This is a genomic window from Streptomyces pristinaespiralis (genome assembly GCF_001278075.1).
GTDB lineage: Bacteria > Actinomycetota > Actinomycetes > Streptomycetales > Streptomycetaceae > Streptomyces > Streptomyces pristinaespiralis.
The window spans coordinates 5,531,894-5,547,627 of sequence record NZ_CP011340.1; the positions used below are offsets into that span (position 1 = coordinate 5,531,894).

Below are 15,734 nucleotides of genomic sequence, written 5' to 3' on the forward strand. Positions count from 1 at the left end.
TCGCAAGAATCCTGCCCGAATCCGGGCAGGAGATAGCTCACACCCGTCCGGAGCGGTCCGCTCCGGGGTGCTGTACCCGTCCTCGGCCGACGATTCGGGCTGCCCCTGCCACCGACGCCGGCGTGGGCGGTCCGTCCGGACGACTTCCGGCGACGGGTGATTTCCTCTCGGGTGGTACGAGTAAGTGGTCTACACCTTGACCGCAGTTGAGGCGCGCGGTACGCATGGTGATCGAGCGGTTGCTCTGCGCACAGACGAGAAGCCCGTCGAAGGGATGCCAGCCTGTGAGTCAGCCCAGACCGATCCCCCGTCTCCTCGGTTCACTGTTGCTCGTCACGGCGGCCGCCCTCTCCGGCGCCGTCGCCTCGGGCCCGGCCGCCGCCTCCGGCGCCGACAGAGCCGCCACCGTCCGGCCGCTCGGCCAGATCGTCCCCGCACCCGCCTCCGCCGAGCCGGGCGGCGCCCCCTACACCCTGACCGCCGCCGCCACGATCCGGACCGACGCCTCACCCGAGGCGCGCGCCGTCGGAGAGCGCCTCGCCGAAGTGCTGCGCCCGTCGACCGGTTACGCCCTGCCGGTCACCACCCGGCCCGCCGCCAGGTCGATCAGCCTGCGGCTCGGCGCGGGGGAGAGCGCACTGGGCGAGGAGGGCTACCGCCTGAAGTCCGCCCCCGGCGGGGTCACCATCACCGCGCACCGGCCGGCCGGCCTCTTCCACGGTGTGCAGACGCTGCGTCAGCTGCTGCCCGCCGCGATCGAGGCGGACACGGCCCGCCCCGGCCCGTGGCAGGTCGCGGGCGGCACGATCACCGACGTCCCGCGCTACTCCCACCGGGGCGCGATGCTCGACGTATCGCGGCACTTCCTCACCGTCGAGCAGGTCAAGCGCTACATCGACCACCTCGCCCTCTACAAGATCAACACGCTTCATCTCCATCTCTCCGACGACCAGGGCTGGCGCATCGCCATCGACTCGTGGCCGCGGCTGGCCACCTACGGCGGCTCGACCCAGGTCGGCGGCGGCCCCGGCGGTCACTACACCAAGGCCCAGTACAAGGAGATCGTCCGCTACGCCGCCACCCGCTACCTGGAGGTCGTGCCGGAGATCGACATGCCGGGCCACACCAACGCCGCCCTCGCCTCGTACGCCGAGCTCAACTGCGACGGCGTGGCCCCGCCGCTCTACACGGGCACGGCCGTCGGCTTCAGCTCGCTGTGCGTGCGCAAGGAGCTGACGTACGACTTCGTGGACGACGTGATCCGGGAGGTGGCCGCGCTCACGCCGGGCAGGTACATCCACATCGGCGGCGACGAGGCGCACTCCACCAGCCACGAGGACTATGTGGCGTTCATGAACAGGGTGCAGCCGATCGTCGCCGAGTACGGCAAGAAGGTCATCGGCTGGCACCAGGTGACCGGCGCGACCCCGCAGAAGGGCGCGCTGGCCCAGTACTGGGGCCTCGACGGCACCAGCCAGGCGGAGAAGGCACAGGTCGCGGAGGCGGCGAGGAACGGCACCGGGCTGATCCTCTCGCCGGCCGACCGGGTCTACCTGGATATGAAGTACAACAAGGAGACCAAGCTGGGTCTCGCCTGGGCCGGGTACGTCGAAGTGCAGCGGTCCTACGACTGGGATCCGGCGAACTACCTGCCGGGCGTACCCGCGAGCGCCGTGAAGGGGGTGGAGGCGCCGCTGTGGACGGAGACCATCTCCACCGACGCGCACATCGACCAGATGGCGTTCCCGCGTCTGCCGGGTGTCGCGGAGCTCGGCTGGTCACCGGCGTCCACGCACGACTGGGGCACCTACAAGGTGCGGCTCGCGGCGCAGGGGCCGCGGCTGTCGGCGCTCGGCATCGACTTCTACCGCTCGCCGCAGGTGCCGTGGCCCGCGCAGTGAGCATCCGTCGAGGAACCGGCGCCCGGCGGGAGGGACCGTATCCCGCCGGGCGTCGGCCGTTCTCGGGCGCCGGCCCGCTCCTGGGCGAAGTGCCTAGGAGGCGAACCGTGCGATCGGGTTCGTCAGCGTGCCGACGAACTGGAGCGCGGCCGACGGGTCGGCCAGGTCCACCATCTGCCGGTTGTTGCGCAGCTGCAGCCGGTTCAGGCAGGAGAGCGTGAACTCGTCCGCGAACATGTCGTACTGCTCGAACTTGTCCGCCAGCTCGGGCACCGAGCGCTGGTACGCGCTGACGCACTCGGCGACCGTGCGCCAGAAGTCGTCCTCGGCGAGCACCTCCTCGTCGGCGAGCGTCGCGCCGAGGAAGCGGAGGAAGCAGTCGAAGACGTCCGTGAAGATCGAGAGGATCTTCGTCTCCTCCGGCACCTCCACCCGGATCCGGTCGACGGACGGCGGCAGCACCGCGTCCGGGTCCATCACCGCGATCTCCTCCGCGATGTCCTTGAAGATCGCCCGCCGGACCGTGCCGTCGGCGTCGAGCGCCAGGATGACGTTCTCGCCGTGCGGCATGAAGACCAGGTCGTACGCGTAGAAGCTGTGCAGCACCGGCAGCAGGTAGGCGTCCAGGTAGCCGCGCAGCCACTCGGTGGGCGCCAGGCCCGATCGGGCGATCAGCGCGCCCGCGAACGACGCGCCCTCGTCGTCGACGTGCAGCAGGGACGCCATGGTGGCGAGCCGCTCGCCGTCCTCCAGGGACGCCACCGGGCTCTCTCGCCACAGGGCGGCGAGCATCTTGCGGTAGGGGGAGTACCGGTCGGTCGCGGCCTCGTACTCGAGGTGGCGGTAGCCCACGGCCGCACACTCGCGGATGATCGAGAAGCGGGCGGCCTTCAGCACGTCGTCGCCGTCGATCAGACCCGCCAGCCAGTCGTTGATGGCCGGCGTCGCCTCCATGTACGCGGCGGAGAGGCCGCGCATGAAGCCCATGTTGAGGACGGAGAGGGCCGTCTTCACGTAGTGCTTGGCCGGGGCGTCGGTGTTGAAGAACGTCCGGATGGACTGCTGCGCCAGGTAGCGGTCGTCGCCCTCGCCCAGGTACACCAGCCGCTGCTGGGCGATCTCTGCGGCGAAGGTGACGGACAGCTTGTTCCACCACTGCCAGGGGTGGGCCGGCATCAGCAGGTAGTCGGCCAGGTCGAGGCCCCGGTCCGCGAGCGTCTTGGCGAAGCGGTCCACGGCGTCGTCACCGAGCTCGGCCCGGATGAACGTCTCGTAGTCGATGCCCGCGCCGGCGGTGAACGCGGCACGGTCGCGGCGAGCGGCCAGCCACACCAGCCGGAGCGGGTTCGCGGCCTCCGGGGCGTAGGCGTGGTACTCGTCGATGCCGAAGCCGAGCCGGCCGTTGTTGGCGACGAAGCAGGGGTGGCCCTCCGTCATGCCGGTCTCGATCGCCTGGAAGTCCGCCTCGGCGAGCTCGGCGGCAGTGATCACCGGCTTGGCCGACTTGTACGCCGTGCCGGAGAGGGTCGAGGAGATCTCCTCCAGATACACGGGCAGGATCTCGTCGCTCAGCCCGAGCGAGCCGCGCATCTCGATGACGAACTCCAGCGCGTCCAGCGGCAGCCGCGCGCCGTCGCGGTGGCGGCTGATCGATTCGGCGGCCACCTGCCAGTGGTCGAGGGCGTAGCGGCGGGCGGTGAAGCGGTACTCGGTCGCGCCGTCGTCCGCGACGAGGCGGTAGGCGCCGTCTCCGAGGTGCTCGGGGGCCAGCAGCCGCTCGTGGGTGAACTCGGCGAGCGCCTTGCGGACGAGGAGCCGGTTGGCGTGCGCCCAGCGGTCGGGCGTGAGGTGGGACACGGGGTTCATCGGGTCACCGCCGTCGCCGCCTCGAACTGCTCACGGGTGCAGAAGCTCAGCAGAGCCTCTTTCTCCGGCTTCACTATTTTCTCGGCGGGGACGAAGCCGACGGCCTCGTTGAGCCGGTGCACGGCCGAGTTGCCGACGTCCGGCTCGACCACGACCCGCTTCGTCGCCGGATCGGCGAACAGCTCCCGCATCACGGCGGTGATCACGGCAAGGGTGAAGCCGTGCACGGGCCGGTCGGTCGGCGCGACGAGGAAGTGCATGCCGACGTCACCGGGCTCAGGGTCGTACAGGCCGACGAGCTCCACGTACCGCGGGTCGTAGCTCTCCATCAGGAACGCGGGCTCGCCGTCGTGGAGGCCCATGAACGCGTGGTGGTGCTCGTGCGCCGCTATGCGCATGTACTCGCGCTCGACGTCCTGGAGTTTCGCGTCCTGCATCATCCAGAAAGCGGCCTTCGGGTGGGTGACCCAGCTGTGCAGCAGCTCGGCGTCCGCCATGGGGTCGAGGGGCCGGACGGTGAGGGGACCGACGGCGGTGGTGGTGCTCATACAGCGAACTCCTGGAACGCGATGGACTTCTCTACGGCGTAGTACTCGCTGCCCAGCAGCTCGCCGATGATGTAGGCGTTTCGGTAGGCGCCCATGCCCAGGTCGGGCGAGGTGATCGAGTGGGTGTGCACGCCCGCGTTCTGGAGGAAGATCTCCCGGCCGGCCGTGTCGATGGAGTAGTTGCGGGCGACGTCGAAGCGGCCGTGGCCGTCGAGACGGATCCGGTCGGCGACGGGCTCCAGGAAGGCGGGGGTGACGTACCGGTAGCCGGTGGCCAGGATCAGGCCCTCGGTGTGCAGCTCGTAGTCCTTGCCCTGCTCCTCCTGGCGCAGCCCCAGGGTGTAGGTGCCGTCCTCGTAGGAGGCGGTCCGCAGGGCGGAGTTCGTCAGCAGCCGGGTGGGGACCGGGCCCTTCAGGTTCTTCTGGTAGAGCAGGTCGAAGATCGCGTCGATCAGCTCCGAGTCGATGCCCTTGAAGAGGCCCTTCTGCTGGGACTCGAGTCTGTAGCGGGTCTCCTCGGGCAGCGCGTGGAAGTAGTCGATGTACTCCGGGGAGGTCATCTCCAGCGTCAGCTTGGTGTACTCCAGCGGGAAGAACCGCGGGGAGCGGGTCACCCAGTTGAGCCGGTAGCCGTGCACGTCGATCTCGGACAGCAGGTCGTAGTAGATCTCCGCCGCGCTCTGGCCGCTGCCGACGAGAGTGATCGACTTCTTCTTCTGCAGCGCCTCCTTGTGGTCGAGGTAGCGCGAGTTGTGCAGGAGGTCCCCGCCGAGGCCCCGGCAGGCCTCGGGGATGTACGGCGGGGTGCCGGTGCCCAGGACGAGGCGGCGGGCCGTGAATGCGTCGTCGGCGGTGCGCACCACGTACACCTCGCCCTCTTCGTCGTACGACACCGAGGTGACGGTGGTGTTGAAGCGGATGCTGCTCAGCCGGGCGGCGGCCCAGCGGCAGTAGTCGTTGTACTCGGTCCGCAGCGGGTAGAAGTTCTCCCGGATGTAGAAGGAGTACAGCCTGCCCTGGTCCTTGAGGTAGTTCAGGAACGAGTAGGGCGAGGTCGGGTCGGCCAGCGTGACCAGGTCCGACATGAAGGGCGTCTGGAGATGGGCGCCTTCCAGGAACATCCCGGAGTGCCACTCGAAGTCGGGCTTGGACTCCAGGAACAGGCCGTTCAGCTCGTCGATCGGCTCCGTCAGGCAGGCGAGGCCGAGGTTGAACGGACCCAGTCCGATACCGATGAAATCAAGAGGCGTGGACAAGGTTCTCTCCAAGGAACTGCTCGGCGTGGCCGGCGATCAGGTCGAGGACGGCGGCGATGTCTTCGGTCGTCGTCTCGGGATTGAGCAGGGTGAACTTCAGGTACTGGCGCCCGCCGACCTTGGTGCCGGCGACGACGGCCTCGCCCGACGCGAACAGCGCCTTGCGGGCGTGGAGGTTGGCCCGGTCGATCAGGACGGGGTCCGTGACGGAGCGCGGGATGTAGCGGTAGACCAGGGTGGACAGCTGCGGCCGCACGACCACGTCGTAGCGCGGATCGGCGGCGAGCAGCTCCCAGCCGGCGGCGGCGAGGTCGCACACCTCGTCGAAGAGCTGCCCCACTCCGTCGGCGCCCATCACCCGCAGCGTCATCCACAGCTTGAGCGCGTCGAAGCGCCGGGTGGTCTGCAGGGACTTGTCGACCTGGTTCGGAATCCTCCCCCGCAGTCCTCCGGACGCGGGAGGTGCCCCCACTTCCACGGTGGGCCGCGGGTTGAGGTAGTCGGCGTGGTAGGTGGCGTGGCGCAGTGTGGCCGCGTCCCGCACCAGTACCGCCGACGAACTCACCGGCTGGAAGAAGGACTTGTGGTAGTCGACGGTGACGGAGTCGGCGTGCTCGATGCCGTCGAGGAGATGACGGCGGGCGGGTGAGACGAGCAGTCCGCAGCCGTACGCCGCGTCGACGTGCATCCAGGTCTCGTACAGCCCCGCGAGCTCGGCGATCTCCGGCAGCGGGTCGATGGAACCGAAGTCGGTGGTGCCCGCGGTCGCGACGACGGCCATCGGGACGAGGCCCTCGGCGCGGCAGCGCTCCAGCTCCGCGGCGAGCGCCACGGTCTGCATCCGCTTGTCGCGGTCGACGGGTATCGAGACGACGGCCTCGGGGCCGAGCCCGAGAAGGGTGGCCGACTTCTGGACGCTGAAGTGGCTGCACTCGGAGCTGAAGATGCGCAGTTTCGCCAGGTCGGTGGTCTTGGCCTCCTGGCGGGCCAGCAGCAGGGCCTGGAGGTTGGACTGGGTGCCGCCGCTGGTGAACACGCCGTCGGCGGCCGGGCCGAGACCGATCCGCTGGGCGGTCCAGTCGATCAGGCGGCGCTCGATGAGGGTGCCGCCGGCGCTCTGGTCCCAGGTGTCCAGGGAGGAGTTGACCGCGGAGAGGACCGCTTCGCCGAGCACGGCCGGGATGACGACCGGGCAGTTGAGGTGGGCGAGGTAGCGGGGGGAGTGGAAGTAGACGGCGTCCCGGAGGTACACGTCCTCCAGCTCGTCCAGGGCGGCGGAGGCGTCTCCGAGCGGCCGGTCGAGGTCGATCGCGGAGACGACCGGGGCGAGCTCGTCGGGGGTGACTCCGGTGAACGGCCGTCGGGTCGTGGCGAGTCGGTTCGCCACCCGCTCGACTCCTTCGGTCACGGAGCGCCGGTAACGCTCCGCCGTCATGTCATTGAGCAGGTGCGAGCGCATGCAATGTCCTCCCGTGGCGGGGACGTGGTCGCGCCTCAGGGGACAGGAAGAGGGGGGCGAGGGCGACACCTAAGTAAGGTAAGCCTAACCTAACTCAAGCCTCGAAGATCCCTCGCCCCCCTCGGGGCACAACCGTTATGGGGTTGATCACACAACGACCGTCGAGTGACGGTCAGTTGGAGCCGACGACCGTCATTCGGCCGCTTCCTCGGGCTCCTCGCGGAGGCCGTCCTCGCTCACGCCGCGCTTCCAGTAGCCGATGAAGGTGACCTTCCGGCGGTCGAACTCACGGTCGTTCACCAGGTGTCGCCGCAGCGCCTTGATGCTCCCGGACTCGCCCGCGATCCAGGCGTAGCCGACGCCCTCGGGCAACTCGGCGTCGGCGACGGCCTCCACGGCCGAGGGCGCCCCCTCGTCCCGGACGAGCCAGGTGATGTCGGCGTCCGCGTCGGTCGCCGGCGCCAGCCGGTCACCCGCGTGCGGCACCTCGAGCCAGACCTTTGCCTTCCGGCCGGCGGGCAGCCACTCCAGGATCGCCGAGGCGGCGGGCAGCGCCGTCTCGTCCGCCCAGATCAGCACCCAGTCGGTGTCCTCGGGCGGCCGGCAGCGCACGCCGGTGTTGTCGGCGACCGCGGGGCCGAGCACCATCACCTTGTGGCCGGGCTCGGCGGCCAGGGCCCAGCGGCACGCCGGTCCGCCGTCCTCGTGCACGGCGAAGTCGATGTCCACCTCGCCGTCCTCGACACGCTGTTCCCGGACCGTGTACGAGCGCATCACCGCCCGTACGTCGTCGGGAAGCGCGCGCCAGGCGGCGAAGATGGCGCCGCCGTCACCCGCGTCGACGGGGACGACCGGGGCCGGCTGGCCCGGGTGCGGAAGGAACAGCGACAGGGACTGGTCGCGGCCGCCGGCCACGAAGTCCCGCAGCCCGTCCGGCGTCTGTCCCGTGAAGGTGACGCGGACGAGCGACGGGCCGAGCCGCCTTGTCCGCGCAACCTGCAGGTCGAAGAAACGGAACGGGGCGATCTCGGCCTCGGTCGTCATCGTCAGGAGACCTTCTTGGCGTTCTCGATGGCCTTCGCGAGGTCCTCGAGGATCGGCGCGCACTTGTCGTACGAGTAGATCGGCTCGGTGACACGCGGGACGACCTGACCGGCCTTCACCGCGGGGAGCCCGGCCCAGGTGGGCTTGGCCTTCAGGGTGTCGGGCTGCAGGGTGCCGGTGCGGTTGTCGAGCATGATGATGTCGGCGTCGTACTTGCCGGCGTTCTCCCAGCTGAGCTCCTCGAAGAAGCCCTGGGCGTTCGGCTTGGGCTCGACGAACTTCACGCCCAGCTCCTGGAAGTAGAGCGTGTCCGCCGACATCTTGGGGACGGAGACGTAGAAGAGGTCCTGGCTGCCGGAGCCGATGAGGACCTTCAGGTTCGGCTTGGCCTTGGCGGCCTGGCGCAGCCGCTCCGCGGCCTTCTCGAAGCGGGCCTTGGCGTCGGTGACCTTCTTGGCCTTCATGTCGGCGCCCAGGGACTCCGCGAGGTCCGCGCGGCGCTGGAGGGCGCCCGGCATGTTGATCTGGGCGGCCCACAGGGCGACGCTCGGGGCCAGCTTGAGGATCTTGTCCTTGGACTGGTCCGGCACGTACCAGAGGGCGTCCTTCTCCCACATGTCCGTCACCAGGAGCTCCGGCGCGAGGGCCGCGTACTTCTCGACGTTGAACTCGCCCCAGACGTTGCCCAGGATCTCGACCTTGCTGATGTCCATGTCGCCGGCCTGGACGTCGGCCTTGCCGTCGGCGGTCTTGGTCGGGCCGAACACGCCGGTGACCTCGACCCCGTAGTCGAACAGGGCGGCGGCGGTGCCGGTGAAGGCGACGATGTTCTTCGGGGCGGCCTTCGACTCGGACTTCTGGCCGCGGTCGTCGGTGAAGGACCAAGGGCCGGACTTCGCGGCGGCCTTGTCGGAGTCGCCCTTTTTGCCCTTCGTCTCCTGGCCGCACGCGGCGAGCGCCACGCCGAGCCCGAGGGCGCCGCCGGCGGAGAGCAGGCCTCGTCGAGTGAGATGGGAAGCTCGGGCGTTGGGCATGGTGGTGTCCGCTTTCGTACGTGCCGAATAGGCCACTGGCAGGTTTTGAAGGTAGGTTAGCCTAACCTCAGAAGTTGTCCAGGGCCGGTCAGGCGCCCGGCGCTCGAGCGGGGCGTGACCTTGAACACGCGGCGGCGCGCGGCCCCGTCAGGGTGCCGCGCGCCGCCGTGGGTCCCAGGTCAGCCGGTGAGACCCAACTCCCTTGCGATCAGCATCCGCTGGACCTCGCTGGTGCCCTCGCCGATCTCCAGGATCTTGGAGTCGCGCCACATACGGGCCACCGGATACTCGTTCATGAAGCCGTAGCCGCCGTGGATCTGGGTCGCCTCACGGGCGTTGTCCACCGCCACCGTCGACGAGTACAGCTTGGCGACGGCCGCCTCCTTCTTGAACGGCTCGCCGTGCACCAGTCGCGACGCCGCGTCCCGCCAGCCGACGCGCGCCATATGGGCCTTCATCTCCATGTCCGCGATCTTGAACTGGATGGCCTGGTTCGAACCGATCGGCCTGCCGAACGCGTGCCGCTCCCGCGCGTACTTCACGGACTCGTCCACACATCCCTGCGCCAGGCCGGTCGCCAGCGCGGAGATCGCGATGCGGCCCTCGTCGAGGATGCGCAGGAACTGCGCGTACCCGCGGCCCTCCTGGCCCAGCAGGTTGGCGACCGGGACACGCACGTCGGCGAAGGACAGCTCACGCGTGTCGGAGGCGTTCCAGCCGACCTTGGAGTAAGGGGCGGCCACCGTGAACCCCGGCGTCCCGGAGGGGACGATGATCGCGGAGATCTCCGGACGCCCGTCCTCCTTGCGGCCCGTCACCGCGGTGACGGTGACGAGACCGGTGATGTCGGTGCCCGAGTTGGTGATGAAGCACTTGGAGCCGTTGATGACCCACTCGTCGCCGTCCCGTACGGCGGTGGTCCTGGTGCCGCCGGCGTCGGAGCCGCCGTCAGGCTCCGTCAGGCCGAAGGCGCCCAGCAGCTCACCGGAGCACAGCCGCGGCAGCCACTGCCGCTTCTGCTCCTCGGTGCCGAAGAGGTGGATCGGCATCGCGCCCAGCGAGACGCCGGCCTCCAGCGTGATGGCCACGGAGGAGTCGACGCGGGCCAGCTCCTCCAGGGCGATACCGAGGGCCAGATAGTCGCCGCCCATGCCCCCGTACTCCTCGGGGAAGGGCAGCCCGAACAGGCCCATACGGCCCATCTCGCGGACGATCTCGTACGGGAACTCGTGCCGCTCGTAGAAGTCGCCGATCTTCGGGGCTATCACGTCGTGGGCGAACTGCTCGACCGTACGGCGGAGTTCCTCGTGCTCGGCGGACAGCCGGTGATCCAGGGACATCAGGGGGTCACTCCTTGTGGGAGAGGGCGCGGACGGTACGGGAAGGGCTGGGGCGGCCCAGTTGTTCGGCCATCCACACGCTCGTGGCGGTGAGCCGGCCGAGATCGACCCCGGTTTCGATGCCGAGGCCGTGAAGCATCCACACGAGGTCCTCGGTGGCGAGGTTCCCGGTCGCGCTCTTCGCGTACGGGCAGCCGCCGAGGCCGCCCGCGGACGAGTCGACGACGCCGACGCCGTGCTGGAGCGCGGCGAGGGTGTTGGCGAGGGCCTGGCCGTACGTGTCGTGGAAGTGCACGGCGAGCCGGTCGACCGGGACCCCGGCGCCGCCCAGCTCGGTCAGCAGGGCCGCCACATGGCCGGGCGTGGCGACACCGATCGTGTCGCCGAGGCTCAGCTCGTCGCAGCCCATGTCGACCAGCCGTCGGCAGACGCGGACGACCTGCGCGAGGGGGACCGGGCCCTCCCACGGGTCGCCGAAGCACATGCTCAGATAGCCGCGCACCCGCAGTCCGTGCTCCACGGCCCGCGTCACGACCGGCTCGAACATGGCGAGCGCCTCGTCGACCGTGCGGTTGAGATTGGCCTTGGCGAAGGACTCCGTGGCGCTGGCGAACACGGCGACCTCGCGGGCGCCGAGGCCGAGCGCCCGGTCCAGGCCCCGGTCGTTGGGGACCAGGACCGGCAGCCGCACACCGGCGAGGGAGCTCACCATCGGGAACAGCTTCTCCGCGTCGGCCAGTTGGGGCACCCACTTGGGGTGGACGAAGCTCGTCGCCTCGACGGTGGTCAGCCCCGATGCGGCGAGGCGGCGGATGAACTCCGCCTTGATCTCCGTCGGCACCACCGACTTCTCGTTCTGCAGGCCGTCACGGGGACCGACCTCGTGGATGCGCACACGGTCGGGAAGACCCCGGCCGTGGACGGTCATCGGCAGTCCTTCGGTACCGGTCATGCCGTCGCCTCCCCGCCGGTCGTGCCGCTCTCCCCGGTCTCCCCGGTCTCTTCCGGGGTGACCACGGCGAGCACCTGGTCCATGGCGACGGTCGAGCCCGCGACGACGTCGAGCTCCGTGACGGTCCCCGCGTGCGGGGCGGAGATCACGTGCTCCATCTTCATGGCCTCGACCACGAGCAGGCTCTGCCCGGCGGCCACCACGTCACCCACGGCGACCTTGACGACGGTGACCGTGCCCGGCATCGGCGCCGCGAGGGTGTCCACCCCCGAACGGGCGGCGCCGCTCAGGGACGCCTCGACGGGGTCGTGGTCCATCACGTGCCAGGAGTCGCCGTCCCGGCCGAGCCAGTCGCCCGCCCGGTGGAAGGTGTGCGTGACGCCGTGCACCTCCACGGAGACCGTGTGCGCCTCCACCCGGGGCGTCGCCTGCCGGCGGACGGCGTGGTCGACCGGGTCCGAGCCGGGCACGCGCAAGGGGAAGGCCAGCGGGGCCGGTTCGCCGCCCGTCCGCCAGCCGCTCGGCACGGAGAACGGGTCGGTCCAGCCGGCGCCGTCCGGGCGCGGTGCCAGAGCGGCGGCCCGGACCGCCGCCGCGGCCTCGTACACCTCGTCCGGCACGCCGACCGGGACCAGGCCCTCCGCCTCGCGCTCCACGAGGCCGGTGTCCATCTCGCCGGCGACGACCGCCGGGTGGGCCAGCAGACGTCGCAGGAAGCCGGCGTTCGTCGGGACGCCGAGCGTCACCGTGTCGGCCAGGGCCGCGCGCAGCTTGCGCAGGGCGGTCGGCCGGTCGGGGCCGTAGGCGATGACCTTGGACAGCATCGGGTCGTACAGGCTGCCGACCTCCGAGCCCTCGCTGAGGCCCGAGTCGGTGCGTACCCCCTCGCCCTGCGGCTCCCGGAGCCTCAGGACCGTCCCCCCGGAGGGGAGGAAGCCGCGGGAGGGGTCCTCCGCGCAGATCCGGGCCTCGATCGCGTGGCCCGTGAGGGTGACGTCGTCCTGCGTGAACGCCAGCCGCTCGCCGGCCGCGACCCGCAACTGCCACTCGACCAGGTCCAGTCCGGTGATCAGCTCGGTGACCGGGTGCTCGACCTGGAGACGGGTGTTCATCTCCATGAAGTAGTACTGCGACGGGTCCGTGCCGGGCACGATGAACTCCACCGTGCCCGCGCCGCGGTAGCCGCAGGAGCGGGCTGCCTGCACGGCCGCCTCACCCATCGCGGTGCGCGTCGCCTCGTCCAGCAGGACGGACGGCGCCTCCTCGATGATCTTCTGGTGACGGCGCTGGAGCGAGCACTCGCGCTCGCCGAGGTGGACCACATTGCCGTGGCCGTCGGCCAGCACCTGGATCTCGATGTGCCGCGGGCGGTCGATCCACCGCTCGACGAGCAGCGTGTCGTCGCCGAAGGAGGCACGTGCCTCACGCCTGGCCGCCGCGATCTCGTCCATCAGGGCGGATTCCACCCGGGTGAGGCGCATGCCCTTTCCGCCGCCGCCCGCCGAGGGCTTGAGCAGCACCGGCATGCCGATCTCGCGTGCGGCGGCGGCCAGTTCCTCGTCGCTCAGCCCGCTGCCGGACGATCCGGGCACGACCGGGACGCCGGCCGCCTTCACGGTCTCCTTGGCGCGGATCTTGTCGCCCATGAGGGAGATGGCGGAGGGCGGCGGGCCGATGAAGACCAGCCCCGCCTCCGCACAGGCCTGGGCGAAGCCCGCGTTCTCCGCGAGGAAGCCGTAGCCCGGGTGCACGGCCTGCGCGCCGGTGCGGGTCGCGGCGTCGAGCAGCCTCTCGATGGAGAGGTAGCTCTCGGCGGCCGGCGCCGGGCCGATGCGGACGGCCGTGTCCGCCTCGCGCACATGGCGCGCCCCGGCGTCGGCGTCGCTGAAGACGGCCACGGAGCGCACGCCGAGGGACCGCAGGGTGCGGATGACCCGTACGGCGATCTCGCCCCTGTTGGCCACCAGAACGGTGTCGAACATCGTCATCGTGGAAGGTCCCTCACATCCGGAAGACGCCGAAGCCGGCGTCTCCCAACGGGGCGTTGGCACAGGCGGTCAGAGCGAGCCCCAGCACCTGCCGGGTCTCCATCGGGTCGATCACGCCGTCGTCCCAGAGGCGGGCCGTCGCGTAGTAGGCGTTGCCCTGCTGTTCGTACTGGGCGCGGATCGGGTCCTTGAAGGTCTCCTCCTCCTCGGCGGACCACTGCTCTCCGCGGCCCTCGAGCTGGTCGCGCTTGACGGTGGCCAGCACGGACGCGGCCTGCTCACCGCCCATGACCGAGATCTTGGCGTTGGGCCACATCCACAGGAAGCGGGGGCTGTACGCCCGGCCGCACATCGAGTAGTTGCCGGCGCCGTACGAACCGCCGACGACCACGGTCAGCTTCGGCACCCGGGTGCAGGCCACCGCGGTGACCATCTTGGCGCCGTGCTTGGCGATGCCGCCCGCCTCGTAGTCCTTGCCGACCATGAAGCCGGAGATGTTCTGCAGGAAGAGGAGGGGAATGCCGCGCTGGTCGCAGAGCTCGATGAAGTGCGCGCCCTTCTGGGCGGACTCGGCGAAGAGGATGCCGTTGTTGGCGACGATGCCGACCGGATGGCCGTGGATCCGGGCGAAGCCGGTGACCAGCGTCTGGCCGAACTCGGCCTTGAACTCCTGGAAGCGGGACGCGTCCACGACGCGGGCGATGATCTCGCGGGCGTCGTACGGCGTGCGGGAGTCGACCGGCACCGCGCCGTACAGCCCCGCCGGGTCGACCTTAGGCTCCTCGGCGGGCTCGACCTGCCAGGGCAGCGGGCCGCGCGGCGGCAGCGTCGCCACGATGTTCCTGACGATCCGCAGCGCGTGCGCGTCGTCCTCCGCCAGGTGGTCGGTGACACCGGAGACGCGGGAGTGGACCTCACCGCCGCCGAGCTCCTCCGCCGTGACGACCTCGCCGGTCGCGGCCTTCACCAGCGGCGGGCCGCCCAGGAAGATGGTGCCCTGATTGCGGACGATCACGGCCTCGTCGCTCATCGCCGGGACGTACGCGCCGCCCGCCGTGCACGAGCCCAGCACCGCGGCGATCTGCGGGATCCCCGCGCCGGACATCCGGGCCTGGTTGTAGAAGATGCGCCCGAAGTGGTCGCGGTCGGGGAAGACCTCGTCCTGCATCGGCAGGAACGCGCCGCCCGAGTCCACCAGGTAGACACAGGGGAGGCGGTTCTCCAGCGCCACCTCCTGCGCCCGCAGGTGCTTCTTCACCGTCATCGGGTAGTACGTGCCGCCCTTGACGGTGGCGTCGTTGGCGACGACCACGACCTCACGGCCGCTGACCCTGCCGATACCGGCGATCACGCCGGCGGCAGGGGCCTGCCCCCCGTACATCCCCTCGGCCGCGAGGGGTGCCAGCTCGAGGAACGGCGACCCCGGGTCGAGCAGGGTGTCCACCCGCTCCCGGGGCAGCAGCTTGCCGCGCGCCGTGTGGCGGGCGCGTGCCTTCTCGCCGCCGCCGAGGCGGGCCGCCGCGAGACGGGACCGCAGACCGTCGGCGAGCTCCTGGTGTGCCGCCTCATTGGCCTGCCAGGCCTCGGAGGCCGGATCCGCGGCGCTCGCCAGCACTGGTGCCTGCTGCATTGATCGAGCTCCCTTGCTCGGTTAATGAGCGTTAACGTATTGCGTCAAGGTTAACGACCGCTAACCGCCCTGTCTAGAATGAATGTTCATGAGCACCAGGACCGCGGCCCCGACCCGCCGTGAGCAGATCCTCAAGGAGGCCGCCCGCCTCTTCGCAGAGCGCGGCTTCCACGGCGTGGGCGTCGACGAGATAGGAGCCGCGGTCGGCATCAGCGGCCCCGGTCTGTACCGCCACTTCGCGGGCAAGGACGCCATGCTGGCGGAGCTGCTGGTGGGCATCAGTGAGCGACTCCTGGACGGCGGACGGCTGCGGGTCGAGGAGGCGGGCACCGGGCCGGAGTCGGTGCTCGCGTCGCTCATCGACGGTCACATCGACTTCGCCCTCGACGACCGCCCCCTGATCACCCTGCACGACCGGGAGCTGGACCGCCTCCGGGACAGTGACCGCAAGCTGGTGCGCCAGCTCCAGCGCCAGTACGTGGAGCTGTGGGTGACCGTGGTCCGCGAGCTCCACCCGGAGGTCGCGGAGTCCGAGGCGCGGGCGGCGGTGCACGCGGTCTTCGGCCTGCTGAACTCCACCCCGCACCTCGGGGCGAACGGTGGCGGGCCCCTCGGCCGCGCGGCGACGGAGGACCTGCTGCGCCGTCTGGCACACGGGGCGCTGGCCTCGCTCGCGGGCTGACGGCCACAGCGGCGCGCACCATGCTGCCCGGGGC

At 70.5% G+C, this 15,734-nt stretch carries 12 protein-coding genes; 2 read left to right on the top strand and 10 right to left on the bottom strand.

What is annotated here, in order from left to right; translation table 11 throughout:
- Positions 1-284 precede the first annotated feature (284 nt).
- Complete coding sequence (locus SPRI_RS23595; protein ID WP_053557269.1) at positions 285-1,901, top strand: beta-N-acetylhexosaminidase; 1,617 nt, start codon at positions 285-287, stop codon at positions 1,899-1,901.
- A 93-nt stretch (positions 1,902-1,994) separates the two neighbouring features.
- On the opposite strand, the gene SPRI_RS23600 is transcribed toward SPRI_RS23595, so the two are convergent.
- The 10 genes from SPRI_RS23600 to SPRI_RS23645 all read right to left on the bottom strand — a co-directional run bounded on the left by SPRI_RS23600 (position 1,995) and on the right by SPRI_RS23645 (position 15,018).
- A complete protein-coding gene (locus tag SPRI_RS23600) occupies positions 1,995-3,767 on the bottom strand; it encodes an IucA/IucC family protein (protein WP_037774605.1) in 1,773 nt (590 codons plus the stop codon).
- On the bottom strand, positions 3,764-4,315 hold the full coding sequence (locus SPRI_RS23605) for a GNAT family N-acetyltransferase (RefSeq protein ID WP_005317259.1): 552 nt from the start codon (positions 4,313-4,315) through the stop codon (positions 3,764-3,766). Before SPRI_RS23605 ends, SPRI_RS23600 begins: the two co-directional genes overlap by 4 nt.
- The gene (locus tag SPRI_RS23610; protein ID WP_005317262.1) at positions 4,312-5,571 is read right to left on the bottom strand and encodes a lysine N(6)-hydroxylase/L-ornithine N(5)-oxygenase family protein; all 1,260 of its coding nucleotides are present in this window, start codon (positions 5,569-5,571) and stop codon (positions 4,312-4,314) included. The genes SPRI_RS23605 and SPRI_RS23610 overlap by 4 nt, the downstream gene beginning before the upstream one ends.
- Positions 5,555-7,030, bottom strand: coding sequence for a pyridoxal phosphate-dependent decarboxylase family protein (locus SPRI_RS23615; RefSeq protein WP_005317266.1), 1,476 nt, complete (start codon positions 7,028-7,030; stop codon positions 5,555-5,557). The genes SPRI_RS23610 and SPRI_RS23615 overlap by 17 nt, the downstream gene beginning before the upstream one ends.
- A 192-nt stretch (positions 7,031-7,222) precedes the next feature.
- A complete protein-coding gene (locus SPRI_RS23620) occupies positions 7,223-8,074 on the bottom strand; it encodes a siderophore-interacting protein (RefSeq protein ID WP_005317270.1) in 852 nt (283 codons plus the stop codon).
- Positions 8,075-8,076: 2 nt separating this feature from the next.
- On the bottom strand, positions 8,077-9,108 hold the full coding sequence (locus tag SPRI_RS23625) for an ABC transporter substrate-binding protein (RefSeq protein ID WP_005317272.1): 1,032 nt from the start codon (positions 9,106-9,108) through the stop codon (positions 8,077-8,079).
- A 179-nt stretch (positions 9,109-9,287) separates the two neighbouring features.
- Positions 9,288-10,448: an acyl-CoA dehydrogenase family protein gene (locus tag SPRI_RS23630; RefSeq protein ID WP_005317276.1), complete on the bottom strand. Its 1,161-nt coding sequence runs from the start codon at positions 10,446-10,448 to the stop codon at positions 9,288-9,290.
- A 7-nt stretch (positions 10,449-10,455) separates the two neighbouring features.
- Positions 10,456-11,400, bottom strand: coding sequence for a hydroxymethylglutaryl-CoA lyase (locus tag SPRI_RS23635; RefSeq protein WP_005317278.1), 945 nt, complete (start codon positions 11,398-11,400; stop codon positions 10,456-10,458).
- The gene (locus tag SPRI_RS23640; RefSeq protein ID WP_050791738.1) at positions 11,397-13,382 is read right to left on the bottom strand and encodes an acetyl-CoA carboxylase biotin carboxylase subunit; all 1,986 of its coding nucleotides are present in this window, start codon (positions 13,380-13,382) and stop codon (positions 11,397-11,399) included. The genes SPRI_RS23635 and SPRI_RS23640 overlap by 4 nt, the downstream gene beginning before the upstream one ends.
- 19 nt (positions 13,383-13,401) lie before the next feature.
- On the bottom strand, positions 13,402-15,018 hold the full coding sequence (locus tag SPRI_RS23645; protein ID WP_005317287.1) for a carboxyl transferase domain-containing protein: 1,617 nt from the start codon (positions 15,016-15,018) through the stop codon (positions 13,402-13,404).
- Between the two features lie 88 nt (positions 15,019-15,106).
- Between SPRI_RS23645 and SPRI_RS23650 the strand changes: the two genes are divergently transcribed.
- Positions 15,107-15,700, top strand: coding sequence for an SACE_7040 family transcriptional regulator (locus tag SPRI_RS23650; RefSeq protein WP_037774606.1), 594 nt, complete (start codon positions 15,107-15,109; stop codon positions 15,698-15,700).
- Positions 15,701-15,734 lie beyond the last annotated feature (34 nt).